The 25,359-nt window shown below is 73.3% G+C and carries 26 protein-coding genes; 19 read left to right on the forward strand and 7 right to left on the reverse strand.

Translation table 11 applies throughout. The annotated features are described in order from the left end of the window. The 6 genes from IH25_RS0102815 (at nt 1) to IH25_RS37275 (ending at nt 6,005) form a co-directional block, all read left to right on the forward strand. Entirely contained in the window at nt 1-933 is a 933-nt protein-coding gene (locus IH25_RS0102815; protein WP_030602241.1) for a VOC family protein, read from the forward strand. A gap of 60 nt (nt 934-993) precedes the next feature. Beyond that, nucleotides 994-1,974, forward strand: coding sequence for a fumarylacetoacetate hydrolase family protein (locus tag IH25_RS0102820; protein WP_030602244.1), 981 nt, complete (start codon nt 994-996; stop codon nt 1,972-1,974). A 93-nt stretch (nt 1,975-2,067) separates the two neighbouring features. After that, entirely contained in the window at nt 2,068-3,030 is a 963-nt protein-coding gene (locus tag IH25_RS38425) for a CPBP family intramembrane glutamic endopeptidase (protein ID WP_051753689.1), read from the forward strand. A gap of 24 nt (nt 3,031-3,054) precedes the next feature. Further along, the gene (locus tag IH25_RS0102830; protein ID WP_030602249.1) at nt 3,055-4,011 is read left to right on the forward strand and encodes a GlxA family transcriptional regulator; all 957 of its coding nucleotides are present in this window, start codon (nt 3,055-3,057) and stop codon (nt 4,009-4,011) included. A 46-nt stretch (nt 4,012-4,057) separates the two neighbouring features. Beyond that, a complete protein-coding gene (locus IH25_RS0102835; RefSeq protein ID WP_051753692.1) occupies nt 4,058-4,966 on the forward strand; it encodes a LysR family transcriptional regulator in 909 nt (302 codons plus the stop codon). Continuing rightward, on the forward strand, nt 4,956-6,005 hold the full coding sequence (locus IH25_RS37275; protein ID WP_051753694.1) for a LysR family transcriptional regulator: 1,050 nt from the start codon (nt 4,956-4,958) through the stop codon (nt 6,003-6,005). Before IH25_RS0102835 ends, IH25_RS37275 begins: the two co-directional genes overlap by 11 nt. Nucleotides 6,006-6,026: 21 nt before the next feature. On the opposite strand, the gene IH25_RS0102845 is transcribed toward IH25_RS37275, so the two are convergent. Beyond that, the gene (locus tag IH25_RS0102845) at nt 6,027-7,232 is read right to left on the reverse strand and encodes a CaiB/BaiF CoA transferase family protein (protein ID WP_037654182.1); all 1,206 of its coding nucleotides are present in this window, start codon (nt 7,230-7,232) and stop codon (nt 6,027-6,029) included. 211 nt (nt 7,233-7,443) lie between these two features. Next, the gene (locus tag IH25_RS0102850; RefSeq protein ID WP_030602260.1) at nt 7,444-8,643 is read right to left on the reverse strand and encodes an acyl-CoA dehydrogenase family protein; all 1,200 of its coding nucleotides are present in this window, start codon (nt 8,641-8,643) and stop codon (nt 7,444-7,446) included. 226 nt (nt 8,644-8,869) lie between these two features. Between IH25_RS0102850 and IH25_RS37280 the strand changes: the two genes are divergently transcribed. Continuing rightward, nucleotides 8,870-10,090: a hypothetical protein gene (locus IH25_RS37280; protein WP_037654184.1), complete on the forward strand. Its 1,221-nt coding sequence runs from the start codon at nt 8,870-8,872 to the stop codon at nt 10,088-10,090. An 87-nt stretch (nt 10,091-10,177) separates the two neighbouring features. Next, the gene (locus tag IH25_RS0102860; protein ID WP_037654186.1) at nt 10,178-10,378 is read left to right on the forward strand and encodes a hypothetical protein; all 201 of its coding nucleotides are present in this window, start codon (nt 10,178-10,180) and stop codon (nt 10,376-10,378) included. A 16-nt stretch (nt 10,379-10,394) separates the two neighbouring features. On the opposite strand, the gene IH25_RS0102865 is transcribed toward IH25_RS0102860, so the two are convergent. Then, nucleotides 10,395-10,619, reverse strand: coding sequence for a hypothetical protein (locus IH25_RS0102865; protein ID WP_030602269.1), 225 nt, complete (start codon nt 10,617-10,619; stop codon nt 10,395-10,397). A 334-nt stretch (nt 10,620-10,953) separates the two neighbouring features. Here IH25_RS0102865 and gap point away from each other — a divergent pair, with 334 nt between their 5' ends. Further along, a complete protein-coding gene (gene gap / locus IH25_RS0102870; protein WP_030602271.1) occupies nt 10,954-11,952 on the forward strand; it encodes a type I glyceraldehyde-3-phosphate dehydrogenase in 999 nt (332 codons plus the stop codon). A gap of 69 nt (nt 11,953-12,021) precedes the next feature. Here gap and IH25_RS0102875 read toward each other — a convergent pair whose 3' ends face one another. Beyond that, a complete protein-coding gene (locus IH25_RS0102875; protein WP_245172672.1) occupies nt 12,022-12,489 on the reverse strand; it encodes a tectonin domain-containing protein in 468 nt (155 codons plus the stop codon). A gap of 258 nt (nt 12,490-12,747) precedes the next feature. Between IH25_RS0102875 and IH25_RS0102880 the strand changes: the two genes are divergently transcribed. Further along, nucleotides 12,748-13,518, forward strand: coding sequence for an MBL fold metallo-hydrolase (locus tag IH25_RS0102880; RefSeq protein ID WP_030602275.1), 771 nt, complete (start codon nt 12,748-12,750; stop codon nt 13,516-13,518). A gap of 31 nt (nt 13,519-13,549) precedes the next feature. Here IH25_RS0102880 and IH25_RS0102885 read toward each other — a convergent pair whose 3' ends face one another. Next, nucleotides 13,550-14,077 (reverse strand): DinB family protein, encoded by a 528-nt coding sequence (locus IH25_RS0102885; protein WP_030602276.1) that lies wholly within the window; start codon nt 14,075-14,077, stop codon nt 13,550-13,552. 423 nt (nt 14,078-14,500) lie between these two features. On the opposite strand from IH25_RS0102885, the gene IH25_RS0102890 reads away from it, so the two are divergent. The 7 genes from IH25_RS0102890 (at nt 14,501) to IH25_RS0102920 (ending at nt 22,435) form a co-directional block, all read left to right on the forward strand. After that, entirely contained in the window at nt 14,501-15,463 is a 963-nt protein-coding gene (locus IH25_RS0102890) for a thiopeptide-type bacteriocin biosynthesis protein (protein ID WP_030602278.1), read from the forward strand. A gap of 2 nt (nt 15,464-15,465) precedes the next feature. Then, nucleotides 15,466-18,219 carry a lantibiotic dehydratase gene (locus tag IH25_RS0102895; protein WP_245172673.1) on the forward strand — a complete coding sequence of 918 codons (2,754 nt, stop codon included), beginning with the start codon at nt 15,466-15,468 and terminating at the stop codon, nt 18,217-18,219. A 17-nt stretch (nt 18,220-18,236) separates the two neighbouring features. Next, nucleotides 18,237-18,392 (forward strand): hypothetical protein, encoded by a 156-nt coding sequence (locus tag IH25_RS41505; RefSeq protein ID WP_167346007.1) that lies wholly within the window; start codon nt 18,237-18,239, stop codon nt 18,390-18,392. Nucleotides 18,393-18,457: 65 nt separating this feature from the next. After that, the gene (locus IH25_RS0102905; protein ID WP_030602285.1) at nt 18,458-19,645 is read left to right on the forward strand and encodes a lanthionine synthetase LanC family protein; all 1,188 of its coding nucleotides are present in this window, start codon (nt 18,458-18,460) and stop codon (nt 19,643-19,645) included. Between the two features lie 218 nt (nt 19,646-19,863). Then, nucleotides 19,864-20,505, forward strand: coding sequence for a histidine phosphatase family protein (locus tag IH25_RS0102910; RefSeq protein ID WP_245172674.1), 642 nt, complete (start codon nt 19,864-19,866; stop codon nt 20,503-20,505). A gap of 179 nt (nt 20,506-20,684) precedes the next feature. Further along, complete coding sequence (locus IH25_RS0102915) at nt 20,685-21,338, forward strand: response regulator (protein ID WP_030602293.1); 654 nt, start codon at nt 20,685-20,687, stop codon at nt 21,336-21,338. Then, nucleotides 21,335-22,435, forward strand: coding sequence for a sensor histidine kinase (locus IH25_RS0102920; RefSeq protein ID WP_030602296.1), 1,101 nt, complete (start codon nt 21,335-21,337; stop codon nt 22,433-22,435). The genes IH25_RS0102915 and IH25_RS0102920 overlap by 4 nt, the downstream gene beginning before the upstream one ends. Nucleotides 22,436-22,454: 19 nt before the next feature. On the opposite strand, the gene IH25_RS0102925 is transcribed toward IH25_RS0102920, so the two are convergent. Beyond that, entirely contained in the window at nt 22,455-23,462 is a 1,008-nt protein-coding gene (locus IH25_RS0102925) for a 2-hydroxyacid dehydrogenase (RefSeq protein WP_030602298.1), read from the reverse strand. Nucleotides 23,463-23,646: 184 nt separating this feature from the next. On the opposite strand from IH25_RS0102925, the gene IH25_RS0102930 reads away from it, so the two are divergent. After that, the gene (locus IH25_RS0102930) at nt 23,647-24,042 is read left to right on the forward strand and encodes an Imm7 family immunity protein (RefSeq protein WP_030602301.1); all 396 of its coding nucleotides are present in this window, start codon (nt 23,647-23,649) and stop codon (nt 24,040-24,042) included. Nucleotides 24,043-24,062: 20 nt separating this feature from the next. Here IH25_RS0102930 and IH25_RS0102935 read toward each other — a convergent pair whose 3' ends face one another. Beyond that, nucleotides 24,063-24,449, reverse strand: a complete 387-nt coding sequence (locus tag IH25_RS0102935; RefSeq protein ID WP_030602305.1) for a VOC family protein — start codon at nt 24,447-24,449, stop codon at nt 24,063-24,065. Between the two features lie 264 nt (nt 24,450-24,713). Between IH25_RS0102935 and IH25_RS0102940 the strand changes: the two genes are divergently transcribed. Next, the gene (locus IH25_RS0102940) at nt 24,714-25,346 is read left to right on the forward strand and encodes a DinB family protein (protein ID WP_030602308.1); all 633 of its coding nucleotides are present in this window, start codon (nt 24,714-24,716) and stop codon (nt 25,344-25,346) included. Nucleotides 25,347-25,359 lie beyond the last annotated feature (13 nt).

Raw genomic sequence — 25,359 nt, forward strand, 5'->3', positions numbered from 1 at the left:
ATGCGCCTGCTCACCCATCTGCGGCACGTCGACCTCGCCGTGCCCGACTACGACAAGCAGCTCGACTTCTACGCCGGCGTCTGGGGCCTGACCAAGGTCGCCGAGGACTCCGGGATCGCCTTCCTCGCCGCCGAGGGCTCCCCGGAGCAGTACGTCGTCCGGCTCCGCGAAGCCGACGAGAAGCGGCTGGACCTGGTCTCCTACGGGGCCGCCTCCCCCGCGGACGTCGACACCCTCGCGGAACGACTCCTGGCGGGTGGCGTCCGGTTGATCACCCGGCCGGGCAAGGTCGACACCCCGGGCGGTGGCTACGGCTTCCGCTTCTTCGACGTCGACGGCCGCACCATCGAGGTCTCCGCCGACGTGGCGGTACGGCGGCACCGCAAGATCGAGGAGAAGGAGTCGATCCCGGTCAAGCTGAGCCACGTCGTCCTCAACTCCCCCGATCTGAACCGCACTCGGGAGTGGTACGAGCGCCATCTGGGCTTCCGCCTCTCCGACACGCTCAGCTCGCCGCACATGGGCGAGGTCATGCACTTCATGCGGATCTCCAGCCGGCACCACTCCATGGCGATCGCGCGGGGCCCGCACACCTCGCTGCACCATGTGTCCTTCGAGATGCGCGGCATCGACGAGTACCTGCGCGGCTCGGGCCGGGTGATGCGCGCCGGCTTCCGGAAGATCTGGGGCCCGGGCCGGCACATGGCGGGCGACAACACCTTCACGTACTTCCTCGACCCGCACGGCAACACCGTCGAGTACACGACCGAGCTGGAGATACTGGACGAGGACACCTGGCACCCGCACGTCTACGACTTCTCGCGGCCCGAGGTCACCGACCAGTGGGGCACGGCCAACCCGATGAACGAGCTGGTCGCCAAGGAGTCCTTCAACGACCCCGACCGGGGCTGCTTCGTCGCCCCGCCGGTCTGATCCCACCCCGCCTCCCCGGGGGCGTGACGCCCCCGGGCCAGCCCCCGCCAGGAGCCGCACATGCGCTTCGCCGCCTACACCCACCAGGACCGGGACCGGCTCGCGGTCGTCGACGACGCCGGTGTGCTGTACCCGGTGCCCGGGGCCGGCTCGCTCACCGAGGTCCTCGCCGCCGGGCGGGACCTCCCGGAGCTGCTCGCCCTCGGCACCACCGCCCTGCAGGGCCCGCCCGGCCCCCCTGTCTCCCGGGTGCGCCTGCGGCCACCGCTGCGGCCCGCCTCCGTACGGGACTTCGTGACCTTCGAGGAGCACGTCGAGGGCGTACGGCGGTCCGTGGACGGGGCCGCCGGGGTGCCCGATCAGTGGTACGCGGCACCGGCCTTCTACTTCACCAACCCGCACGCGGTCTACGGCGCCCACGACGACATCCCCGTGCCGCCCGGGTCCGGCGCGCTGGACTTCGAGCTGGAGGTGGCCGCCGTCATCGGCCGGGAGGGCCGTGATCTCACGCCCGAGCGGGCCCGCGACCACATCATCGGCTACACCGTCCTCAACGACTGGTCCGCCCGCGATCTGCAGTCCGACGAGATGCGGGTCGGTCTCGGCCCGTGCAAGGGCAAGGACACCGCGACCACGCTGGGCCCGTACCTGGTCACCGCGGACGAGCTGGAGCGGTACCGGGACGACGAGGGCTTCCTGCGTCTGGCCCTGACCGCCGAGGTCAACGGGCAGGTGATCGGCACGGACCTGCTGTCCAACATGAGCTGGACCTTCGAGGAGATGACCGCCTACGCCTCGCGCGGCACCCGCATCGTGCCGGGAGACGTCCTGGGTTCGGGGACCTGCGGCAACGGCGGCTGCCTCGCCGAGCTGTGGGGCCGCTCCGGCGAGCGCGTCCCGCCGCCCCTCAAGCCCGGCGACACCGTCACCCTCACCGTGGAGGGCATCGGCACCGTGTCCAGCACCGTCGTCCCCGGCGCCGCACCGGTGCCGCTCCCCTCGGGCCGGCGCCGGTCCCGGGAACGGCCTTCCCGGGGGTAGGAAAGCCCCCGGCCAGGGGTGGTGTCAGGGCCACCGCCGATACGCGCCCCAGCCGCATTCTTCGCCGCCGCGCGGCCCCGTAGCGTCCCCGGCATGACGCTCTCCACAAGATCCCTGCCCCTCCCGCACGGGCGGCGCGGCCTCTTCGTCTACCTCGGCGTCGCCTACCTCGGCATGTGGGCGGCCATGTCACCGCTGCTGCTCGGCGGTTACCACCGCGGCGACGCCCGCGAGGAGACCGGTGCGCTGCAGGAGGTGTGCATCGCCGCCGCGATGCTCGCCCCCGCCCTCGCCGCGATCCTCGTCGTCCGTCTGGTCGAGCGCGGCGGCCGGGTCCGGGACACGCTCGCCCTGCGGTGGCCGGGTCCGTGGGGGCGTACCGCCCGGTCCTGCCTGATGGCCTTCGCCGTCCCCTGCGGGCTCACCACGGCGGCCCTCGCCCTCGGCACCCTGGCCGGCCGCTACCCGTTCGGGGGCGTGCACGGGAGCGGGCTCGGCGGCTGGGCGGCCGGGGCCGTACTGGGCATGCTGGTGTCGCTCCCGCTGTTCTTCGGCGAGGAGCTGGGCTGGCAGGGCTACCTCTTCCCGCGACTCGCGGGGGACGGCGGCCGCCGGAGCCTGGTGTGGGCGTACGCGGTCACCGGCGCGGCCTTCGCCCTGTGGCACCTGCCCACGCTGCTGATGGGCGGCCAGTACCCGGGCCGGCCCTGGTATGTGTCGGTGCCCGCCATGCTGGTGAGCTGCGTCCTCGTCCTGCCCGTCTTCACCTGGCTGCGCCTGCGGTCGGGGTCGGTGGTGCCCGCCGTCATCGGCCACGCGTTCGTGAGTTCCATGAGTGTCGGCATGGTCAAGGAGTTCGCCGAACCCACGGCGGCCGTCGATCCGCTGCACATGGGCATGACCGGCTGGCCGGGCTGGATCGCCACCGGCGCGTTCGTGGCGTTCCTGGCGCTGACCGGCCGCCTGAGGCCGTCGTTCCACGCTCGCCCCGGGACCGGCGAACTCCCCGCGGGCCACATGGATGTCCCTCCCGGGCGGACCGCCCGCTCCCGCTGAGGCGACGGCTCGTACCCTGTTCCCGTGTCGTCCTCCCGTATGCGCCGTGTCGCCGTCCTGGTACTGGAGGGTGCCAAGCCGCTCGACGTCGGCATTCCCGCCCAGGTGTTCACGACCCGGGCGAGCATGCCCTACGAGGTGCGGGTGTGCGGTGCCGCGCCCGGTCTGGTGACCGGCGGTGACGGCCTGTCGTACCACGTCGCCCACGGCCTCGACGCGCTGGAGTGGGCCGAGACCGTCTTCCTCCCCGGTTACCGGTTCCCGGACCGCGAAGACCCGCCGGCCGCCGTGGTCGAGGCGCTGCTCGCCGCCCACGCCCGGGGTGCGCGGCTCGCCGCCATCTCGACGGGCGCCTTCGCGCTCGCCGCCACGGGTCTGCTCGACGGCAGGCGTGCCACGACCCACTGGCACTACACCCGGGCGCTCAGGGCGAAGCATCCGCTGGTCCGGGTCGACGAGAACGTCCTCTTCGTCGACGAGGGCAGCGTGCTGACGTCGGCCGGCGCCGCCTCGGGCATCGACCTGTGCCTGCACATCCTGCGGGGAGACCTCGGGGTCGCCGCGTCGAACCACGCCGCCCGGCGCCTGGTCGCGGCCCCCTACCGCAGCGGCGGTCAGGCGCAGTACGTGCCGCGCAGCCTGCCCGAGCCGCTGGGCGAGCGGTTCGCCGCCACCCGCGAGTGGGCGCTGCACCGGCTCGGCGAACCCCTCACCCTCGACGTGCTCGCCCGGCACGCGGCGGTCTCACCGCGCACCTTCTCCCGGCGCTTCGTCGAGGACACGGGGTACACACCGATGCAGTGGGTCATGCGGGCCCGCGTCGATCTGGCCCGCGAACTGCTGGAGCGTACCGAACGGAGCGTCGAGCAGATCGCCGCCGACGCCGGCCTCGGCACCGGCGCGAACCTGCGCACGCACTTCCAGCGCATCCTCGGCACCACCCCGACCGAATACCGGCGCACCTTCGTCCGGCGGGACTAGCCGCCTGCGGCGGGGTTCGCGTGCCGGTCCGGGTACGGTGCGGAGCGTGAACCGTCAGCAGCTGGAGTACTTCCTCGCGGTCGCCGAGCACGGCAGCCTCGGTCACGCGGCGGTGGCCGCCGGGGTGAGCCAGCCGTCGCTGTCGCAGGCCCTGGGCACCCTGGAGAAGGAGCTGGGCGCGGCGCTGGTGCGCCGGGTGCGGCGGGGGGCCGTTCTCACGCCGGCGGGGCACGCGTTCGTTCCCCACGCGCGGCTGCTGCTGCGTGAGCTGCGCCGGACGGGTGAGGTGATCGGCGGGCCGGACGGCAGACCGGCCGGGGAGCTGGACCTGGTCACCACACCGGTGCTGGCCGTCGATCCCTGCGCTCCGCTCCTCGGGCGGTTCCGCGGGCTGCACCCCGGGGTGCGGGTGCGCGTCCAGGTCACCGACCGCGACGCGGAGGTCCCCGGGATGCTGGCGGACGGCCGGGCCGAGGTGGGCCTGGCCTATCTGCCTCTCGACGCGGACGGCATCGTGGTGCGCGCGCTGGCCGAGCACGAGATCATGGCCGTCTTCCCTCCCGGCGAACCGTCCCCGCCCGACCCACTACCGGTCCGGTGGCTGGCCGGCCGGGAGACGGTGGGGGTCACCGGTCACAGCCGCCAGCGCGCCCTGGTGGGTGACCACTTGGCGGCCCACGGGGTGCGGCTGCGGGTCACGGTCGAGGTGGCGCACCGGGAGATGGTGGTGCCCCTGGTGCTGGCCGGGGCGGGCATGTCCTTCCTCGCCGGGAAGGTGGCGCGATGGGCCGCCGGGCAGGGCGCGCGGGTCCGCCGGCTCGATCCGCCCCTGCGCCAGCGGTACGGGCTGGTGTATGTGCCCGGCCGGCTGTCCCCGGCCGCCCGGGCGCTGACCGGCCTGGCGGTGGCACCGGACGACGGAGGGCACGTGGGTGGTGGGTCCCATGACGGGTGAACCGGGGCGGGGCGCGCCGTTCACCGGGTTGCGGCAGGCCGAGTACTTCCTGGCCGTCGTCGACAGCGGCGGCATCACCGCGGCGGCGCGGCGGCTGCACGTGGCGCAGCCGTCCCTGTCGCAGACCATACGGGCGATCGAACGGCAGGCGGGCGCCGAGCTGTTCGAGCGGACGCCGCGCGGTGTCGTCCCCACCCCGGCGGGCCGGGCCCTGGTGGAACCGGCCCGCCGGCTGCTGGCGGCGCGCCGGGCGGCCGGCCGCGCGGTCTCGGACGTGGCGTCGCTGCGCGCCGGGCGCCTGGAGCTGGTGGCGCACGCCTCGGTGACGGCCGACCCGCTGGCGCGGGCGGTGGGCGCGTTCCGCCGGGCCCACCCGGGGGTCGGCGTGCTCGTGGAGGACGCGCCCGACGACGACGAGCTGGTGTACGCGCTCGCCGACGGACGCCACGAACTGGCCGTGGTCTCCCTGCCCTTGCCGCCGGCCCCCGGCCTGGTGACGGAGGAGCTGGGCCACCACGACATCTGGCTGGCCATGGCGCCGGGCACCGTCGTCGCGCCGGGTCCGGTGTCGGCGGCCGAGGTGAGCGCCATGCCACTGGTGGCGGTCCTGCACGGTGGCTCGGCCCGGCACGCGATCCGCCGGGCCCTCGCCGACGCCGGGCACGAGGAAGGCACCGGACGCGAGGAGGACACCGGGGATGAGCGGAGCACCAGGCACCAGCAGGACGCGGGGCACGGGGAGGACGGCCGGGGGCCGGCGCGGGCGGCGCGCTCCTGGGCCGGTGTCGTCACGCCGCGTCTGGGTTCCGTGATCCCGCTGGTGCTGACCGGTGCGGGCGCGGCTCTGGTGGACCGCTGGTACGCCGAGCGCATCGCGGAGCAGGGCGGGGTCGTACGCCGCCTCGACCCGCCCGTGCGCGCCCCCTTCGGGGTGGCACGCCGCAGGGAGCCCCTGTCCCCGGCCTGCCGGGTGTTCCTGGACGTCCTGCGGGAGACGTGCGCGGCACGGTCCGCCGACGGTCCGGGTGCGGAAGCGTGAGTACGGGAGCGTGAGTACGCCTCACTGCCCCTTGTCGGACCCGCCGGTCACCGCGGCCACCTGCTCGGGGGTGTAGCCGATCTCGGCCAGGACGGACGCGGTGTCCTCCCCGAGTTCCGGGCAGGGCCTCCGTACCCCGGAGGGCGAGTCGGAGTAGCGGACGGGATCGCCGATCACCCGGTAGGGGCCGACGTGCGGGTGCCGCTGCACGTCGAGCATGTGCCCGTCGGCCCAGTAGGGGTGCTCGCCGGCGTGGTCGAGGTTCATGACCGGGGCGAACGGAATGGAGTGCCGGGAGCAGAACGCCTCCCACTCCGCCGTGGTGTGCCCGTCGGTGTACCGGGCGAGCAGCTCGTACAGCTCGCCTATCTTCGACTGGAAGTTCTCGGGGGTGAAGCCCTCCAGCGCCTCGGGGTGCCCGACGAACGTGAAGAAGGCCTCCGCGTCACGGTAGTTGTACGGCAGGACGCAGGCGTACCCGTCCTTGGTCGGGAACGCCGCGTGCCCCGGTTCCAGGGAGCGCGGGAAGCCGACGGGGCCGGCCGGGGGCTCGTACGCCTGGCCGCCGATGTGCTCGACCAGGGTGAAGGCGAACATCGTGTCCGCCATCGGCACCTCGACGCGCTGGCCCTTGCCGGTGCGTTCCCGGCCCAGCAGGGCGGCGAGCACGGCGTAGGCGATGGTCATGCCGCACACCTTGTCGGCCATGGCCGTGGGGACGTAGTAGGGCCGGCCGGTGACCCGCCGCATCAGGTCGACCATGCCGGAGGCGGCCTGGATGACCTCGTCGTAGGCGGCGTAGTCGGCGGCCGGCGAGTCGGAGCGGAAGCCCTGGGCGTTGCAGTACACCAGGCGCGGGTTGCTCTCGGCCAGGTCCTCGTAGGTGAGGCCCAGCTTGCGCAGGGCCCGTGGGCGCATGTTGGTGATGAGCGCGTCGGCCGTGCCGATGAGCGCGAGCGCCGCCTGCTTGCCCTCGGTCGTCTTCAGGTCCAGGCGGACGCTGCGCTTGTTGCGGTTGAGGTTGAGCGCCAGCGCCCCGATGGTGTCGGCGTCCCGCCGGTGCACGTGACGCATCACGTCACCGGTGGGCGACTCGATCTTGATGACGTCGGCGCCGAGGTCGCCGAGGATCTGGCAGGCGTAGGGCCCCATGATGACGCCGGCCAGGTCGATGACGCGCAGGCCGTCGAGGGGGCGGGTGCCGGATGCCTGGGTGGAGTGACTCATGAACGTCTCATCCCCTTGCGGAAGGGTTCGTCCCGGTGCGGGACGGGGGTGGTGTGCGGTGAGGGGGGAGCGGGTCGGGGGAAGGCTCGGGGCCGGGGCTCAGGGCTCAGGGCTCGGGGGCCGGGGCTCAGGGCTCGGGACTCGGGGGCCGGGGCTCAGGGCTCGGGACTCGGGGGCCGGGGCTCAGGGCTCGGGACTCGGGGGTCGGGGCTCAGACGAAGGCGCTGATGCCGGTGGCCGCGCGGCCGACGATGAGGGAGTTCATGTCGCGGGTGCCCTCGTACGAGTAGAGCGCCTCGGCGTCGGCGAAGAAGCGGGCCGCCTGGTACTCCAGCAGGATGCCGTTGCCGCCGAACACCTCACGGGCCCAGGCGACGGTCTCGCGCATCCGGGTGGTGCAGAACATCTTGGCCATGGCCGCCTGGGCCTCGCTCAGCGCGCCCTCGGCGTGCAGCTGGGCCATCCGCACCGCCATCGCCTGGGAGGCGGTGATGTTGCCGAGCATGCGGGACAGCAGGTCCTGGACGAGCTGGAAGCTCGCGATCGGCTTGCCGAACTGCTCGCGCTCCACGGCGTAGGCGCGGGCCGCCTCGTAGGCGCCGATGGAACAGCCGATGGCCTGCCAGGCCACACCGCCACGGGTGACCTTGAGGACGCGTGCGGTGTCGCGGAAGGAGTCGGCCCGCTGGAGGCGGTTCTCCTCCGGGATCCGGACGTCGTCCAGGACGATGTGGGCGTTCTGCACTCCGCGCAGGGCGATCTTGCCCTCCAGCTTGCGGGCGGTGAAGCCGGGGGTGCCCTTCTCCACCACGAAGCCCTTGACCTGCCCGTCCGCCTCGTCGCGCGCCCAGATCACGACCAGGTCGGCGAACGTGCCGTTGCCGATCCACCGCTTCTCGCCGTTGAGCACCCACTCGCCGCCGTCACGGCGGGCCGTGGTCAGCAGTCCGCGTGCGGTGCCGGAACCCACCAGCGGCTCGGTCAGACCGAACGCGCCGGTCTTGCGCCACTCGACCATCTGCGGCAGCCAGCGCTGCCGCTGCTCCTCCGAGCCGCACTCACGGATGGAGCCCATGCCCAGCCCGCTGTGCACGCCGTAGAAGGTGGCGAACGAAGGGTCGACACGGGCCATCTCCATGCTGATGAGGCCGCTCAGCAGCGGACTGCGCGCGGTGATCCCGGGGGCGTCGCCGGGGATACCGGTGATGCCCAGGTCGCGGATCGCGTCCACCAGGTGCAGCGGGGACTCGGCACGGGCCCACAGCTCGCCGGCGGTCGGTTCCACCTTGTCGGCGAGGAAGGAGCGGATGCGCTCCAGCGTCTGCCGTTCCCCGGGTTCGAGCAGGTCCTTGATCCGGAAGAAGTCGCCCTCGACGGCGAACGGATCCGTCTTCTTGTGCTGCGTGGCCATGATCGCCCTTCCGTGTCGGGGAACGTGCGGGGCACCGGCCCCGGGTTCCCCGGATACCGCTGGTCGGCTGCACTTCCAGTGCACGCCCGGGGTGCCCATAGGTCAAAGACGAAAAGTCGACCAGCTTCCAAGGAGAAACCAATGGCGGATCCGCGCCGAGCGCCCTGCTCCACATCACCGCAGAATGGGAGGAAATGTCCGGCGAACCAGCGGAGGCGGCTCGGTGATGCGTGACAGCGCCGAGGACGGTGAGGGGCCGATCGAGGAGCAGCCCGGGCTGTACTACGAGGACCCGGCCGGCCCTGAGGACGAGGTCTACGGGGAGACGGCCGACGCGGACGACGAGGTCTACGGGGACGACGTCTACGACGACCTGGCCGCCCCGGACGGTCCGGACGGCCCGGACGGCCCGGACGGCGAGCCCGTCGGCCGGAGCAGGACGGGCGTCGCGGAGCCCGATGTCTATCTCGATGTCCCGCTGCTCAAGGTGGACCAGATCGATCTGGACGTGGAGGATCTGCGGGCGCACGTCTCGCTCCAGGCCGAGGTGCTGGATCTGCTGAGGCTGAACGTGGGGGCCGACGTCGCACTGGGCCGGGTCCATCTGGGCATCTCGGGGGTGGAGGCACAGGCTCGGCTGGAGGTGCGGCTCGACAACGTGGCGGCGATCATCAACCGGGTGCTCACCACGCTCGACCGCAATCCGCAGATCCTCGAGGAACTGACCCGCGGGGTGGGATCGGCCGTGCGGGACGTCGGGAGCGGGGCGCGGCAGGCCGTCGGCGAGCTGGGTACGGGCGCGAGCAGGGCGGTCGCCGACCTCGGCAGCGGAGCCGGGTCAGCCGTGCGCGACGTGGGCCGAGGCGCCGGCCGAGGGGTCGAGGACGTGGCCCGCGGGGCCGGCCAGGCGGTGGAGGGAGTGGGGCGAGGTGCCGGCTCCGCGGTGGAAGGCGTCGGGCGAGGTGCCGGTTCAGCGGTGGAGGGAGTGGGGCGAGGTGCCGGCTCGGCGGTGGAAGGGGTCGGGCGGGGTGCCGCGGGCGCCGTCGGGGGTGTGGGCCGTGCGGCCGGGAGCACCGTGGCGGGTGCCGCGGGCGGGGTGACCGGGGCGGTCGAGACCGTACCCGACGCGGTCGCGGAGGCATCCGATGCCATCGAGGACACTGTGGATCCGGTCGCGGACGCACCCGGCGCCGTTGCGGACGCACCGGACTCGGTCACCGATGCGCCGGGCGCCGCTGCGGACGCGCCGGACGCCGCGCGTGGTGTCGTACGCCGGAGCGCGGCGCCCCGAAGGGCCCGGGCGCGTGGGCCCGGCGACGAGTTCCGGGATCCGGCCGTCCCCGGTCGCGGCGGCACCCGCGCGCGCCGGGTACGCGGCGAGGAGGGGAAGTCGCCGCCGCGTCCCGTGCGTCGCCGTGCCCCCAGGGAACGGGACGAGCCGCCCTGAACGGCCGACGCCCCGGCGCCGGAAGCCGCCCACCCGCCCTGGGACATCGCGTTCCGGGCGACCGTCCGCGCCGACCGCCTCCGCTTCATGGAGGAGCCGCGAACGGCGGTCCGCTTCCCCGGCACCGGGAGGCGGACATCCACGACCCGCAGCGAGCGCACGAACCTCCCCGGTGAAGTCGTCGCCGGGGAGGACTACCGGGACGCCCTGATCGTCTACCGCCTCGCGACCCGGCTCACCGGGCAGCCGGAAGACGGTCGGGACGACGCGGACGGTGCCGGCGCGTGAACGCACGGCCGCGCGGTCACATCTTGACGCGGCGCAACTCGATGTCCCGGTTGACGAAAAGGTGCACATACCCGCAGTGCCAGCAGATCAGCCCCGTCGCCGTCTCGTCCGCCCAGGCCAGTTTCATGAATTCCATGCCGGTGCTGTTGAGCTTCACGCCTCGCTCGCGGAAGAGTTCTCCCCGGCAGACCTGACAAGTGATCCGCGTGTCGCCCAGCCAGGCGTGCACCGCCTTCGCCATCTCCGCCCTCCCTTTACGTTCGCGCCCGGAGCAGGGCGGTGTGGAGCAAGCACCATGCCGTACCCGGCCGTTCGGTGCCGGGGTGTACGACACCACACTTCCGGCCGGTATGGACGGTAATTGAGCGAGATCTGAGGAAAAGCACCGAGCGTGCCCCTCCGCACCCGGAACAAGCCAAGTCGCAACGCACCGGGCGGGGTCGCTCGGCGACACCCAACGGTCGCTCACGGCCGGCCCACCGCCTGGCGCGATCCTTGCGAACCATGGCGCCCTCGCCGTCGTCATGGGCGGACGCGGCGATCCACGATGGTGGCGAACGGAAAGGAGCGCACTCATGACCCGCATAGCCATCAACGGATTCGGCCGCATCGGACGCAACGTGCTGCGCGCGCTGCTGGAACGCGACAGCGCTCTGGAGGTCGTCGCCGTCAACGACTTGACAGAGCCCGCCGTCCTGGCCCGGCTGCTCGCCTACGACACGACGGCCGGGCGGCTCGGCCGGCCGGTGAGCGCCGACGGGGACACGCTCGTCGTCGACGGCCGGCGCATCAAGGTGCTGGCCGAGCGGGAGCCGGCGCGGTTGCCGTGGGCCGAACTCGGGGTGGACATCGTCCTGGAGTCGACCGGCCGTTTCACATCGGCCAAGGCGGCCCGTGCGCACCTGGACGCGGGTGCGAGGAAGGTGCTGGTCAGCGCTCCCTCGGACGGTGCCGATGTCACGCTCGCGTACGGGGTCAACACCGAGGCGTACGACGCGGCCCTGCACACGATCGTCTCGAACGCCTCCTGCACGACGAACGCGCTCGCGCCGCTGGCGTCGGTGCTGGACGAACTCGCGGGCATCGAGCACGGTTTCATGACGACGGTGCACGCCTACACCCAGGAGCAGAACCTCCAGGACGGTCCGCACCGCGACGCCCGCCGTGCGCGTGCCGCCGCCGTGAACATCGTGCCGACCACCACGGGTGCCGCCAAGGCGATCGGTCTGGTGCTGCCGAATCTGGACGGCAAGCTGTCGGGTGACTCGATCCGTGTGCCGGTTCCGGTGGGCTCGATCGTGGAACTGAACACCACCGTCAGCCGGGAGGTGTCACGGCAGGAGGTGCTGGCGGCGTACCGTACGGCCGCCGAGGGGCCGCTCGCCGGCATCCTCGAGTACTCGGAGGACCCGCTCGTGTCGTCCGACATCACGGGCAATCCGGCCTCGTCCGTCTTCGACTCGGCCCTCACCCGCGTGGACGGCCGCCATGTCAAGGTGGTCGCCTGGTACGACAACGAGTGGGGCTTCTCCAACCGCGTGCTGGACACACTCGACCTGCTCGCCGCCCGCTGATTCCATACGGTGACCGTACGGTTACGGCGCCCCGGACCCCCGTGCGGGGCCGGGGCGCCGGCGTGCCCGTCAGCCGGGGAGGTCACCGGTGTAACGGTAGATGTTCCCCGCGGAGTTGACACCCCACACGGTGCCGTCCGCACCCGCCCCGATGTCGGACAGCCCACCGGGAATCTGCACCCACGGACTCGCGTCGTTGTTGGTGTAGTGGTAGATGTTCCCGGCCGAGTTCACACCCCACACCGTGGTGCGGGAGCCGGAGGCGATCGCCTTCAGTCCGCCGCTGATCTGCTTCCAGTGACCGGACTCCTGGTCACCGGTGTAACGGTAGATGTTCCCGGCCGAGTTCACGCCCCACACGGTGCCGTCCGCACCCGCCCCGATGTCCGACAACCCACCGGGAATCTGCACCCACGGACTGGCGTCGTTGTTCGTGTAGCGGTAGATGTTCCCCGCCGAGTTCACACCCCACACGTTCGTACGCGAACCCACCGCGATCCGCGTCAACCCACCGCTGATCTGCTTCCAGTCGGCCATGCCGCCGACTCCCTTCGCTCGGGAAGCGCTGCCTTCGCATGCTGTCCGGGCGGAACGGTTCGCCATGTAAAGCGCATTAGAGAATGATCTTCCTTGTTGTCTTGAAGGGTACGTTTCCCGGCGCGACCGCCGTCCCCGACTGGCCCGTACGTGCGCCCCGGCATGCCGAAGTGGCGCGAACCGGCGTCATCCGCGCAGGTTGTCAGCGCACACGAAATTGACGCTCTCATAAGATCAACCGCTCTATAGACTCCGCGAATGACCAGCGATCTTCTCCAGCTCACCGTCCTTGGCTCCGCGACACCTCACGCCACCGCCGACAACCCGTGCTCCGGCTACCTGGTTTCCAGTGGCGCCACCCGTCTTTGGATGGACGCGGGCAGCGGGACGTTGGCGCGGTTGCAGCGGCATGTCCGGCTCGACGAGGTGGACGCGATCTGGATCTCGCACTCGCACGCCGATCACAGCGCGGATCTCCTCACCACGTACTACGCGGTGCTGTTCGCGAACGTCCGGTTCGAGGCGCCCATTCCCTTGTACGGGCCGCCTGGCATCGCCGACCGGCTGGCCCACTTCCTGACCAATACCGCGACGCGCAGCCCCGTCGAATCCGCCTTCGCCGTGCAGGAGTTGCATGACGGGCATCAGACGCGCGTCGGCGATCTCACGCTGACCACGCGGGCGGTGGAGCACGGCATCCCCGCCTTCGCCGTGCGCGTCGAGGCCGGGGGCCGCTCGCTGGTCTACTCCGGGGACACCGCTCCGTGCGCGAACCTCACGCGACTGGCCGAGGGATGCGACGCGCTGCTGTGCGAGGCGGAGAGCAGCCAGGCCCCGGCCGACGGCCCGCAGGTGCACCACATCCCCGAGGACACCGGCGACACGGCCACGGCGGCCGGGGCGGCCCGGTTGCTCGTCACCCACGTCGGCCCGACCCTCACCCCGGACGAAGCGGTACGACGAGCCTCGACCCGATTCCACGGCCCCATCGACTATGCCGCCCCCGGCACCACCTTCTCGATCGCTTAGACACACCTGCCTGCTGCGCCGCGCGCATGTCTCACGCCCCGGTGACCCCGTCGATGCGCTCGCGAAGGAGATCCGCGTGACCGTTGTGACGCGCGTATTCCTCGATCATGTGCACCAAGATCCAGCGAAGTGAGACTCCCCGGTCACCGACGTGGCCTGCCTCCCGTCCGGACAGCCGGCCGGAGTCGTCCAGCGCCGCTCCGGCGATCAGCGCACGCCCCCGGGCAACCTCCGCCCGCCAGACGGTCATCGCCTCGTCAAGTCCTCGTTCCGGAACCAGGGCGAAGCCGTCGGCGCCACTTTCCCCGAAGACCGGCGGCACGTCCCGACCCGCGAACACCCGCTGGAACCAGTTGCGTTCCACCTCGGCCATGTGCTGCACGAGACCGAGCAGCGTCATCGGTGACGGAGGCACCGCGGCAAGCCGTATTCGATGGTCCGTGAGACCGGAACACTTCAGAGCGAGCGTCGCGCGGTGAAAGTCCAGCCAGGCTTCCAGCATGGTGCGCTCGTCGGCGTGCGCGGGCGGAATGGGCCGTCCATCGGGCGTCGTCTTCATGGGCACACCCTGGCAGCGGTCGCCAAGACCCACGACCGGCTTCGCCGACGACGAACACGCACGACGTCCCGCCTCCCGCCTCGGCCACCACGTGCCTCCGGATCACTTGGTGCGTTGGCCAACTGATGGGCATGCCCTCGCCAGCGCGGGCGTACTCGGGAGGAGTACTGCGCCGGGGGTCCGCCGAGCGCGCTGCGTTGACCCGGGCGTAACCGTACGACGCGACCGGAGTTACACCACGGGCGGCCTCCGGCCTCACCGGCGGCGCCAGTGGGATGCCGGCGCGCCGGACGGGCTGTCGCCGCGCGTGACATACCTCCCGCGCACTCCTGTTGATCATATGACCAATTCGCATTGACGCTTGGGGACGCATGCGCCGTGGACATCACAGGAGTGAACTGCCCTTCCTGGTGAGGAGGTCGCATGGTGCGGGTCGAGCGGTTGCTGGCCGACTGCCTGGACGATGTACGTGCCAAGCCGCTGGGCACCGTACCCCTCACGGCGGAGGACCCCGCATACGCGGCGGCCCGACGGACCTTTCTGACGGCCGGACTCGAAGCCCTGCGCGCCCACACCCCCGAGGCCGGCTGGGTACAGCTCAACCTGTCCCTCACGCCGCCGCCGTACGGCCGACTCGCCACGGCGGCCCGTGAGTTGCTCGGCACCGGACAGGCCCGCGACTTCTTCTTCATGCACAAACCCCCGGGGCTGCGGGTACGGTTCCTCGCCGCGGAGCCGTCCCGGGCACCGGAACTGCGCGCCGCCCTGCTGCGCCACCTGACGCCGGAGCGGACCGAGGACGCCGGGAAGAGGCCCCTGGCCGGTGTGTACGAGCCGGAGACCTACCTCTTCGGCGGTCCGCTCTCCATGCCCTGGGTGCACGAGCTGTTCACCGCGGACTCCCGGGCCTGGCTGGACGTGCACACCGCCGTGGCCGGCGATCCGGCCCCGGTCGGCTGGCGGGTGTCCCTGGCCTTGCTGCACGCCGTGTTCGACGGGCTGGGCATCGTCGGCTGGGAGCATCGGGGGGTCTGGCAGGTGGTACGGGAGGAGACCGGCCGACGACTGCCGGGCGGCCTCGGCGAACCGGACCTGCGCCGGGCCGCCGCCGGGATCCGCGCCTACTGGGAGCAGCCCCCCGAGGACCGGCTCCAGGCCCTGCCGAAGGCCTGGCAGGACGTCCTCGGCGAGCATCTGGTGACGGTGGAGCAGGCCGCGGAGCGCTGGCGAAGCCACTACTTCGCCTCCGGTGAGGCCACGGTCGGTCCGCGCCGGGCCGCCGCCCACTTCGTGATCTTCCACTGGAACCGGGGTGCGCTCTCCACCGCACGCCAGTGCCTGCTCACCGAGGCACTCGCCGCCGACGGCCGGGAAGAGGCGGTCTGAGCATGGAACACGTACCGGCACAAGCGGCCCCCCGACCAGCCGACGCGCACGACGGGCACGACGGGCACTCAAGGCACGACAGCCACGACACGGCACCCGGAACTCCGTCCGTACCCGCACACGTCACCGAACCGGCCGACACACGCGACGCGCTGCTCGGGGCCACGGCGCTGCTGCGGCTGGGCGGCATGCCCGGAGCGGCCTGGACGGCCGGCGCCGCCGAGCACCTCTTCGAGGGCGCCGCCCGGCACGCCCACACCACCGAACGGCTCGCCGCACAGGCCCGGGCGCTGGCCGACCGGCTGGGCGCGGAGGTCGTGCCGCACCCTTCGCTGGCGTCCGCCGACCGGGGCGCCGTACTCGCCCTGCGGCGGCGGCTGCACTCGGGAGCGGCACCGGGGACGCCGGACTGCGTGCTGCTGGAGCGCTCGCCGGCCGTGCCCGCCGGCCTCGCCGGACAGGCCCGCGCCCTGCTGCACGGCGCGGAGGCGGCGCAGGCGGCGCTGGCCCGGCTGCGGCAGGAGGTCACGGCCGAGCAGCAGCGGGTCGCCGAGCAGGCGTGGCGTACGGCGTGCTCCAGCCCGGTGATGCGCGCGTTCCTGGACAGTGCCGCCCCCGCGCTCGTCGGCGACATCGAACGGCGGCTCGCCGACGGCCAGTCGTGGTCCGGCAAGCAGTTGCGCAAACGTGCCGCCTACCTGTGGCGCATCGTGGGCCGGGCCGCGGTGAAGACGACGCCCCGCGGCTGGGCGGGCCAGATCGCCGTGCTCCCGGTGACCGGCGGCCCGGACCCGGACGACGGCCGCCCGCCGCTGCTCGCGCCCGGTACCCCCCTCGGTGCGCTCGCGGCGATCGCCGTGGAGAACGTGCACCTCCTGCGGGCCGGCACCGCCCCCGCGGACCTGCGCACCGCCGACCCCGCGACGCTGCTCGCGCCGACGCCCCTGCACTTCGCCGAACCCTCCGCCCCCGCCCCCGGCGACCCGCCCGGGCAGGTGCGCTGTTACGTCGTCGACCCCCGTGCACCCGGGCGGCTCCGGCAGATCGTGCTGCGCCGCACCCGCGTGCTGGAAAGCGTCCTGGCCCTGCTCGCCGGCGGGCCGCGCACGCTCGGCGAACTGGACCGCATGCTGCCACCGCTGAGCGCCCCGCCCGGCGGGCCGGCCGTGGCCCCCGCGGTACTGCGCGGGTTCCTCCAGCACCTGCACGGGCTGGGCGTCGTACAGATCTGCCGGGCGCCCCGCCAGCACTGCTCCGGCTGGGTGCCGGCCGAGACGGTCGGCGCCACCGGCGCGCTGCCGCCGACACCCGGGGGCGGCGGGGCGGACGCCTGGTTCCTCGACTCCTACCGCCGGCTCGGCGCCGACGCCGCCGTGCCCGCGGCAGCCGCCGCACGCGTCCGGCGCGGGCTGCGGATCGCGGCCCGGCTCGCCGCCCTCCGGGAGGCCGACCGCCCGGCGGAGCCGCCGGAGCGACAGCCCTGGTTCGCCGGGCTGACCGAACAGGCGCGCCCCATCAGCGAGATCCTCGCCGACCGGCTGAGCGCCGACGACCCGCCGCCCGTCCGCCGCTACACGGGCTGGCACCCCGCCCACGACCCCGCCGGCGGCTACGCCCGGCTGCTGGCCCGCCTGGACGCCGCCGCCCGCTCCGGCACCGCCTGCGTGGACCTCGACGACGCGCTGCTGGACGAGCTGGGCGCACCGCCCGCCGACAGCACGCTGCCGCCCTGGCCGGTCGACTGTCTGCTGCGCCCGCTGCGCCCCTGTACCGACGGCGGTCCGGTGGCCGTGCTGGAGACCGCCTCGTCGGCCGGGGTGCTCGACGCCCGGTTCGCCGACGGGCTGCGCACCCTGCACGGCGGCTACGGCAACAGCGACGCCTACCGCGCCTTCCTCGCCGCCGTCGAGGAACGCAGCGGGGTCCGCTTCGTCGACCTGCTCGTGCCGCCGCTCGCCGAGCGGTCCGCCAACGCCGTGCGCCGTCCGGTGACGACCCGCTGGTGGACCGGCGACCCGGACCCCACGCCGTACTACGGCTCGTCCGGCGGGCAGGCGCGCTACCTCCCGCTGGACCGCATCAGCCTGCGCCGCACCCACGGCCGGATCGTCGCCGAGGCGGACGGACGGCGCGTCATCCCCGTGTACCAGGCCACCCTCTCCCCCGCCCCGCCCTACGACACCCTCGTGCGGCTGCTGCTCGCGGCGAGCCATCCGGCCGCCTCCTATCTGGTGCGGCTGGACGCGCTGGACGCGGCGCTGCCCGACCGGGCCCGGCTGCCCCGGCTCACCGCGGGCGGCGACCTCGTCCTCGCCCCGGCGACCTGGCGCGTCGACCGCGGCAAGCTGTGGGAGCCCGGCGACGACCTGCTCACCAAGGTCCGTGTCCTCGCCTTGCTGCGCCGGTCCGCCGGTCTGCCCCGGCACGCGTTCGTGCGCACCGCCCCCGGCGCGAAGCCGGTCCCGGTGGACCTCGCCTCGCTGACGGCCCTCCAGCTGATCGAGCGGCTGTGCGCCCGGGAGGCGGGCACCGCGCTGCTGGTGGAGGAGATGCTGCCGGCCCCCGAAGACCTGCTGTTGCGTGACCCGCTGCACGGCGGCGCGAGCGTCGCCGCGCAGCTCCTGCTCCGGCTCCCCCACGACCGCTGCGCCGGCCGCCTCGCCGAGGCCGCCGCCGACGCCCTGGTCCACGGCGGCCGGCACGACGTCCCCGGCCCGCCCGCCAGGCGGCCCGCCGGGGCGGCCAACACCCGATGAGTGAAAGGGGAAGTCCCATGCCCGCCCACGAAATCAACGAACTCGACACGCTGATCAGCGACCTCGAGGAGCGGATCACCGACGAGGACCTGCCGACGGCGTCCGTGTACACCAACGGATGCAGCGGCCTGTGCACGATCGTCATCTGTGCCACGGTCGTCATCTGTGGATGACGCTCCCAGGAGCCGCCCGCCCGTGCGGGCGGCTCCGCCCCGTCCGCGACGACGTTTGGAGGACGATGCCGCACGACACGACCGCACCGGCCGTCCCGCCGCGTGAGGACGTCCACGGCCTCGCCGTCCGCTACCTGCTGGAGTGGGCCGAGGCGCCCGAGCGGGGCGGACACCTCTGCGACCCCGGGATCCCGGTGCTGGCCCACCTGGTCGCGGACGACCGGGCGGCGCCCGCCGCCGTGGCCGTGTGGTCCCGCACGGCCGGCCGCGGGCCGTCCCACCCCGCCCTGTACGACGGGGGTCTGGCCGGCACGCTCGTCGGCCTGCGCCTGGGCGCCCGGGTGCACCCCGGGCTGGGGGCCGCGGCGGACCGGCTCGGCGCCCACCTCGCCGGGCGCCCGCTCGGGTACCGCACCCGCGAGGTCGCGTTCCCCGACTACGACCTGATCTCCGGCCCCTCGGGTCTGCTGCTCGCGCTGTGCGCGGCGGAACCGGCGCTGCCCGTGCCGCGACCGCTCGCCGCGCATCTGGCGCTGCTGTGCGACGAGGAGGAGCTGGGGCGGCTGCGCGCGGGCCAGTACACGGACCACCCGCTCCTGGCCTGGATGCAGGGCCACGTCAACACCGGCATGGGGCATGGTGTCGCCGGACTCGTCACCGCGCTCACCGCGGCCCTGCGCCGCGCCGGGCCGGACCCGGACCTCGCCCGCGGCCTCGCCGGGGCGCTCGGCCGGGCCACCCGCTGGCTGGTCCGCCGGGCGTACGACGACGAGCGGGGCATCCGCACCTGGCCCGGCGCCGGACTCGCCGGCCCGCCCTCCCCCGAGGCCGACCCCCGCCAGGCGTGGTGCTACGGCACGCCGGGGGTCGCCTGGGCACTGTGGGACGCCGCCGACGCCCTCGGGGACGGTGCCGCCGCCGACTGGGCCGCGACCGCCTTCACCACGCTCGCCGAGCACTACGACGAGGCGTTCCACCTCTTCGGTGACACCCCCGGTGACCGGCTCGGGCTGTGCCACGGGGCCGCGGGTGTGCTGGCGGTCGCCGACGCCTTCGACCGCCACGCCCGGCTGCCGGCGGCGAGCGCGCTGAAGGACCGGCTCGTCGGCCATCTGACGGCCGGGCTGGCCGCTCGGCCGCTCGCCGAGTGGCCCGCGGACCTCCTCACCGGCCTGCCGGGGGCGCTCGCCGCGCTGCTGACCGCCGCCCATGGGGCGCCCCGCGGCTGGCTGCCCTGCCTGGGGCTGCGCTGACGCGCCGGTAGGGGACAGCCGCCACGTGCTCCGCGGCCGGCGGTCCGCCTCCGCGCGGGCGAGGGTTCCGCCACCCGGCGGGGGTGGTCCGGCCACCTGCCGGATGGTTCAACCGGGCGTGCTGCCTGGAGGGTGGTGACTGACGAGCACCCCCTGCTCGACGGGCACCCCCGCTCACCGGGCCGGTGAGGTGCCGCTCCGTACGGAGAAGGAGGCGCATGGTGACCGTGCGACTGACGATGCTGTGCGCGACCGCCACACCGGGCGACCCCGACCGGGTCCCCGGGAACGAGCGCGCGGTCACCGCCGTGCGGGCGGCCCTGCCGCCGTACGCGCGGGCGCTGCGGGCGCCCTCGGCCCGCTGCGCTCGGATCGCCGGGGCCCTGGCGGTAGAGGCCACGCCGGAGGAGACCCTGCGGGATCTGGACTACGGCACGTGGGACGGCCGCCCGCTGCGGGACATCGCGGCGCGGGACCCGCACGGCCTGTCCGCCTGGCTGACGGATCCCGAGGCCGCACCGCACGGCGGCGAGTCGGTCGCCCGGCTCTGTGACCGTACGGCGGCCTGGCTGACGGCACTGCCCGGCGGCCCGGGGCAGCTGCTCACGATCACCGAGGCCGCGGTCATCCGGGCCTCGCTGGTCCACGCCCTGGCCGTGCCCGCCCGCGCCTTCTGGCAGCTGCGGGTGCCGCCGCTGTCGACGGTGACGCTGACGATGCGCGAGGGCCACTGGACGGCCCGGCTCGCACCGCCCGCGACACCGCGACGGCTGCCGCCGACGGCCGGGGAGAGCGTCCCCGGCGCCGTATTCACCCTGCCGGCCGGCCGGCAGCCGCTGTGCCTCGCCGGACGGCCGTGATCCGACCGCCGCACGGCCATCGGCGCCGGAGGCCGGACGGCAGCTCCGTACAGCGGACGGCAGCCCTGTAGCGGTACGGCACCGGGGCTGTGCGGACGACGCGGGACGCCCCCGGCGGCGCCGTCGCGCCCGGCGTGGTACGAATCGGACACAGTACTCCCACAGAGGCTGGAGCACACGTGATCCGGGTACTGGTGGTCGACGACGAAGCCCTGATCCGCACGGGTTTCCAGCGCATCCTGGACGCAGCCGACGGCATCGAGGTCGTCGGGGCGGTCTCCGGCGGTCAGGCGCTGCGGACGGTGCGCCAGACGCGTCCGGATGTGGTCCTGCTGGACATCCGCATGCCGGACGTGGACGGGCTGACCGTGCTGAGCGAGATCCGGCGGCTGCCGGAGCCTCCGGTGGTGGCCATGCTGACCACGTTCGACATGGACGAGTACGTGGAGACGGCGCTGCGCTCGGGCGCCGCCGGCTTCCTGCTGAAGGACACCGACCCCGAGGCGCTCCCGCCGGCGGTGCAGAGCCTGGCCCGGGGTGGCACGGTGCTGTCGCCCAAGGTCACGCGCACGGTGGTGGACGGCTATCTGAACGCGGGAGCGCAGGAGCGCCCGCCCAAGGCCCTGGAGCGGCTGACCGAGCGCGAGCGCGAGGTGCTCGTGCTGATCGCCGAGGGCCTGTCGAACACCGACATCGCGGCCCGGATGCACCTGAGCACCGGCACCGTGAAGGACCATGTCAGCGCGATCCTGACCAAGCTGGAGGTCAGCGGCCGGGTCCAGGCCGCCCTCCTCGCCCAGCGGGCCGGGCTCCTGGCCGAGGGCGCGGGATGACCCGCCGGCCGTCCCCGCTGCTCGTGGACGGCGTGGCCGTGGCCATGGCGCTCCTCGACGTGTGGGCGCACTGGGACATCGACGAGCCGTTGCGGATGGCCTGCGCGCTGGCCGCCGCGGTCGCCCTGCTGCTGCGCCGGCCGCAACCGCTGCTCACCTTCCTGCTCACGCTGCCCGCCGTCCTGCTGTCCGACGCGGTCTTCGCCTGCCTGGCCGCGCTGTACACGCTCGCCTCGTGCAACCGTCCCCGGGCGCTGCTGGTGGTGTGCGCCCTGGCGTTCGCGGTCAGCGACACGACGTCGCTGCCGTCGCCGGAGCTGGATCTGACCCGTACCCCGACGCTGATCGCACTCGGTTACAGCGCCGCCACGGCGGCGGCGGCCGTCTTCCTGGGGCAGTTGGTGCGCACCCGGCGCGATCTGTCGCTGAGGCTGGCGGAGATCTCGGAGGCGCGTGACCATCAGCAGTTGCTGACCGCCCAGGCCGTCCTCGCCAAGGAGCGCGCGCAGCTGGCGCGGGAGATGCACGATGTCGTCTCTCACCAGGTCAGTCTGATCGCCGTGCGTGCCGGGGCGCTGCAAGTGGGTGCGGGCGACCCGGACACCCGGGAGGCCGCGGCGACGATCCGCCGGCTGAGCGTGCAGACGCTGGACGAACTGCGGCACATGGTCGGTGTCCTGCGGGCCTCCAGCGGTCACCCCACGGAGCTCACCCCGCAGCCGGCGCTCAGCGACATCCAGCGGCTGGCGGACAACAGCGGCATCAGGACCGAGTTGCGCATGGCCCTGCCCGAAGGGCTTCCGCCGACCGTCCAGCGCGCGGTCTACCGCACGGTCCAGGAGGCGCTGACCAACACCCGCAAACACGCTCCGGGGGCGACCGCGCACATCGATCTGAGCCATGCCGACGGCGCCGTCCGGGTCCGGGTCACCAACACGGCGCCGACCCAGCCGCCGCTGCCCCTGCCCGGGGCGCACCACGGGCTGCTGGGTCTGCGCCAGCGCGCCGAACTCCTCGGGGGCACGATGACCTCGGGCCCCACCGGTGACGGCGGCTATGAGCTGTGTGTCGTGCTGCCGGCCCAGGACACCGGGTGACCGCACCCGGCGGAGGGGTTCATGCCGGGGCGACGAGTGTGTTGTCGCCGCTGCGGCCCGCGAGGTAGTCCTCGACGTTGGACACGGTGGTGCGGACGATCTGGCCGACGGCGTCCTCGGTGAAGTACGCCTGGTGCGAGGTCAGCAGGACGTTGCCGAAGGTCATCAGCCGGGCCAGGCGTTCGTCGGTCATCACCTCCAGCGACTTGTCCAGGAAGAAGACACCGGCCTCCTCCTCGTACACGTCGAGGCCGACGCCGGTCAGCCGTCCGGCGCGCAGGGCCGCCAGCAGGGCGTCGGTGTCCACCAGGCCGCCGCGGCTGGAGTTGACCAGGATGGCGTCGTCCTTCATCAGGCCCAGCGTGCCGGCGTCGACGAGGTGATGGGTCTCCGGGAGCAGCGGCACGTGCAGGCTGACCAGGTCGGCCTCGGCGAAGAGCCGCTCGCGGGGGACGTACTCCATGCCGAGGGCGAGGCAGTCGGGATTCTCCGTGATGTCCCAGCCCAGCAGCCGCATCCCGAAGCCGTGGGCGATCGCGGCGAACGCGGACCCGATCTTTCCGGTGCCCACGACACCGGCCGTCCGGCCGCGCAGGTCGCGGCCCATCAGGCCGTCGAGCCGGAAGTCGAACTCGCGGGTGCGGTGGGCGGCGCGGACGATCCGGCGGTTGACCGCCAGGGCGAGGGTCCAGGCGAACTCGGCGACCGAGTACGGCGAGTAGGAGGAGACGCGGGCGACCGTGACGCCGAGGTCCCCGGCGGCGGTGAGGTCGATGTTGTTGTAGCCGGTGGACCGTTGGGCGATCATCCGGGTGCCGCCCTCGGCCAGAATGCGCAGCACACCGGCGTCCAGGGTGTCGTTGACGCCGCTGAGTACGATCTCGTGTCCGGCGGCCGTCGGCACGGTGTCCCGGTCCAGGAACAACCGCAGGCAGCGCAGTTCGTGCCGCCCGTGGAACGCCTTGTCGAACGCGGCCCTGAGCAGGGGTTCCTCGTCGGAGAGAACGCCGTACGCCACGATCTCCACGTGCACTCCTCCTGTTCGTTCCTGCTGGTGCAGCTGGTCGTCTGCGCCGCTGCCGACGAGGTCCCGGAGCGGACGGCTGCCCGATCACCATGCCGGTGGAACCGAGCGAGCTCCTGCTCGGGTTCGCCTCGTAGGGGGCGGCGGCCGGAACCCGCCTTCTCATCGGGGCCGTTAGGATCGTGGCGTGTTCGAGTACCACGGCTGGATCACGGTCAGGGAGACCGCGTCCGACGACGAGGACGACGTCCGGCTGCGGCGGATCGTCGACGAACTCCGGCTGCGCATCACCCGGATGGCCAGCCCCTACCTCCTCGACCTGAGGTGGATGAACGGCGAGCCCTTCATCCACCTGGGAGGTCATTCCAACCACCGCTCGGCTCCCGATGTGGTCGGGCTGTTCGAGGAGGTGGCGGCGCTCGCTCCCGGCTCCTACGGACTGCTCCACGTCCGCGACGACGAGGACCGGGGCCATGAGAACGAGTTCCGGGTGCTCAGGCTCGTCCGCGGCACGGTCACGGAGCACACGGAACGGTTGCTGTCCCCGTGCGTCCCGGCGCTCGAGGATCCCTTCTCCGGCTAGGGCCGGCGCCGCCGGAGCGCTCATGGGGTGTGCACGAGCTGGATCAGGTTCCCGCAGGTGTCGTCCAGGACGGCCGTGGTGACCGAGCCCGTCTCCAGCGGCTCCTGGGTGAACCGCACACCCAGCCGGCGCAGCCGGTCGAACTCGGCCCGTACGTCGTCCACGGCGAACGAGGCGGCCGGGATGCCGTCCTCGACCAGCGCGGTCTTGTACGGCCGCACCGCCGGATGGCCGGAGGGCTCCAGCAGGAGTTCGGTGCCGTGGGGGTCTTCCGGCGAGACCACGGTCAGCCAGCGGTCCTCGCCCGCCGGAACGTCGTGTTTCTTCACGAAGCCCAGCACCTCGGTGTAGAAGCGCAGCGCCTTTTCCTGGTCGTCGACGAAGACGTTGGTCAGGTGGATTCGCATGGAGGTCTCTCCGGTGGGACGACGTGGTCTTGGGCCCATCGTCCGCCATGAACGCGAGCCACGCAGGAGCGGGCCCCGCGTCCTGCTGCCTGGTGGTCCCGCGTCGCGGTGATCGCCATGGAGGCGTGCCGGTGCGCCCCGCAGTAGGGGGCGGCAGGGGGGCGTCGCCCGGGCGGAGCCGCGAGGAAAATCGGGCGCGGCTGCGGCCGCGGCTGTGTCAGTCTGGCGGATCGTTCCGAACCGGTCTCGCCACAGGAGCCTGTGATGACGGTGCCGTCCCGTCTGCTGCCGCTGCTGGAGCAGTTCGACTTCGCGTACAGGCGTCTCGCCGACCGTATGGCAGGGCCCGTCATGGACAGCGGCGACGGTACGGACACCCCGGTCGGTCCGCTGACCGACGACGAGTACCTCTGGGAGCCGGTGCCGGGTTGCTGGTCGGTACGGCGGCGCGAGGACGGGCCGGGGCCGCGCGCCACGTCCCTGGCGGGGGCGGGTGACTGGGGACGCGACGCCGCCGCCTACCCGCACCCCTGGCCGCCGCCCTTCACCACCATCGCGTGGCGCCTGAGCCACCTCGGCGAGATGCTGGCCCTGCGCGCCGACCACACCGCCGGCGCCCGGCGGCTCACCCGGGACGACTACCGCATCAGCGGGGACGCGGCGACCGCGCTCACCGCCTTCGGCAGCGCCGCCGAGGCCTGGCGGACGGCGCTGCTCGGCGCCGACGACACCGCCCTCGACACGGTCGGGTACTGCGCCTATCCGTACGGCAGTGACCCGGAAGAGCCGTTCCTCGGCATCGTGTGGTGGGTCAACCAGGAGCTGCTGCACCACGGAGCCGAGATCGCCCTGCTGCGCGACCTGTATCACGCCCGCGCCCGGAGCGACGGCCGCTGAGGCCGCTCGAAGG

Origin of the sequence: Streptomyces achromogenes subsp. achromogenes, from assembly GCF_000720835.1 — a bacterium.
Classification (GTDB): Bacteria; Actinomycetota; Actinomycetes; order Streptomycetales; family Streptomycetaceae; genus Streptomyces; species Streptomyces achromogenes.

Bases quoted from the DNA above. Each gene is read 5' to 3' on its own strand.
- IH25_RS0102815 (WP_030602241.1), top strand. From the start codon at position 1: ATGCGCCTGCTCACCCATCTGCGGCACGTCGACCTCGCCGTGCCCGAC.
- IH25_RS0102820 (WP_030602244.1), top strand. From the start codon at position 994: ATGCGCTTCGCCGCCTACACCCACCAGGACCGGGACCGGCTCGCGGTC.
- IH25_RS38425 (WP_051753689.1), top strand. From the start codon at position 2,068: ATGACGCTCTCCACAAGATCCCTGCCCCTCCCGCACGGGCGGCGCGGC.
- IH25_RS37275 (WP_051753694.1), top strand. From the start codon at position 4,956: ATGACGGGTGAACCGGGGCGGGGCGCGCCGTTCACCGGGTTGCGGCAG.
- IH25_RS0102845 (WP_037654182.1), bottom strand. From the start codon at position 7,232: ATGAGTCACTCCACCCAGGCATCCGGCACCCGCCCCCTCGACGGCCTG.
- IH25_RS0102850 (WP_030602260.1), bottom strand. From the start codon at position 8,643: ATGGCCACGCAGCACAAGAAGACGGATCCGTTCGCCGTCGAGGGCGAC.
- IH25_RS37280 (WP_037654184.1), top strand. From the start codon at position 8,870: ATGCGTGACAGCGCCGAGGACGGTGAGGGGCCGATCGAGGAGCAGCCC.
- IH25_RS0102860 (WP_037654186.1), top strand. From the start codon at position 10,178: ATGGAGGAGCCGCGAACGGCGGTCCGCTTCCCCGGCACCGGGAGGCGG.
- IH25_RS0102865 (WP_030602269.1), bottom strand. From the start codon at position 10,619: ATGGCGAAGGCGGTGCACGCCTGGCTGGGCGACACGCGGATCACTTGT.
- gap (WP_030602271.1), top strand. From the start codon at position 10,954: ATGACCCGCATAGCCATCAACGGATTCGGCCGCATCGGACGCAACGTG.
- IH25_RS0102875 (WP_245172672.1), bottom strand. From the start codon at position 12,489: ATGGCCGACTGGAAGCAGATCAGCGGTGGGTTGACGCGGATCGCGGTG.
- IH25_RS0102880 (WP_030602275.1), top strand. From the start codon at position 12,748: ATGACCAGCGATCTTCTCCAGCTCACCGTCCTTGGCTCCGCGACACCT.
- IH25_RS0102885 (WP_030602276.1), bottom strand. From the start codon at position 14,077: ATGAAGACGACGCCCGATGGACGGCCCATTCCGCCCGCGCACGCCGAC.
- IH25_RS0102890 (WP_030602278.1), top strand. From the start codon at position 14,501: ATGGTGCGGGTCGAGCGGTTGCTGGCCGACTGCCTGGACGATGTACGT.
- IH25_RS0102895 (WP_245172673.1), top strand. From the start codon at position 15,466: ATGGAACACGTACCGGCACAAGCGGCCCCCCGACCAGCCGACGCGCAC.
- IH25_RS41505 (WP_167346007.1), top strand. From the start codon at position 18,237: ATGCCCGCCCACGAAATCAACGAACTCGACACGCTGATCAGCGACCTC.
- IH25_RS0102905 (WP_030602285.1), top strand. From the start codon at position 18,458: ATGCCGCACGACACGACCGCACCGGCCGTCCCGCCGCGTGAGGACGTC.
- IH25_RS0102910 (WP_245172674.1), top strand. From the start codon at position 19,864: ATGGTGACCGTGCGACTGACGATGCTGTGCGCGACCGCCACACCGGGC.
- IH25_RS0102920 (WP_030602296.1), top strand. From the start codon at position 21,335: ATGACCCGCCGGCCGTCCCCGCTGCTCGTGGACGGCGTGGCCGTGGCC.
- IH25_RS0102935 (WP_030602305.1), bottom strand. From the start codon at position 24,449: ATGCGAATCCACCTGACCAACGTCTTCGTCGACGACCAGGAAAAGGCG.
- IH25_RS0102940 (WP_030602308.1), top strand. From the start codon at position 24,714: ATGACGGTGCCGTCCCGTCTGCTGCCGCTGCTGGAGCAGTTCGACTTC.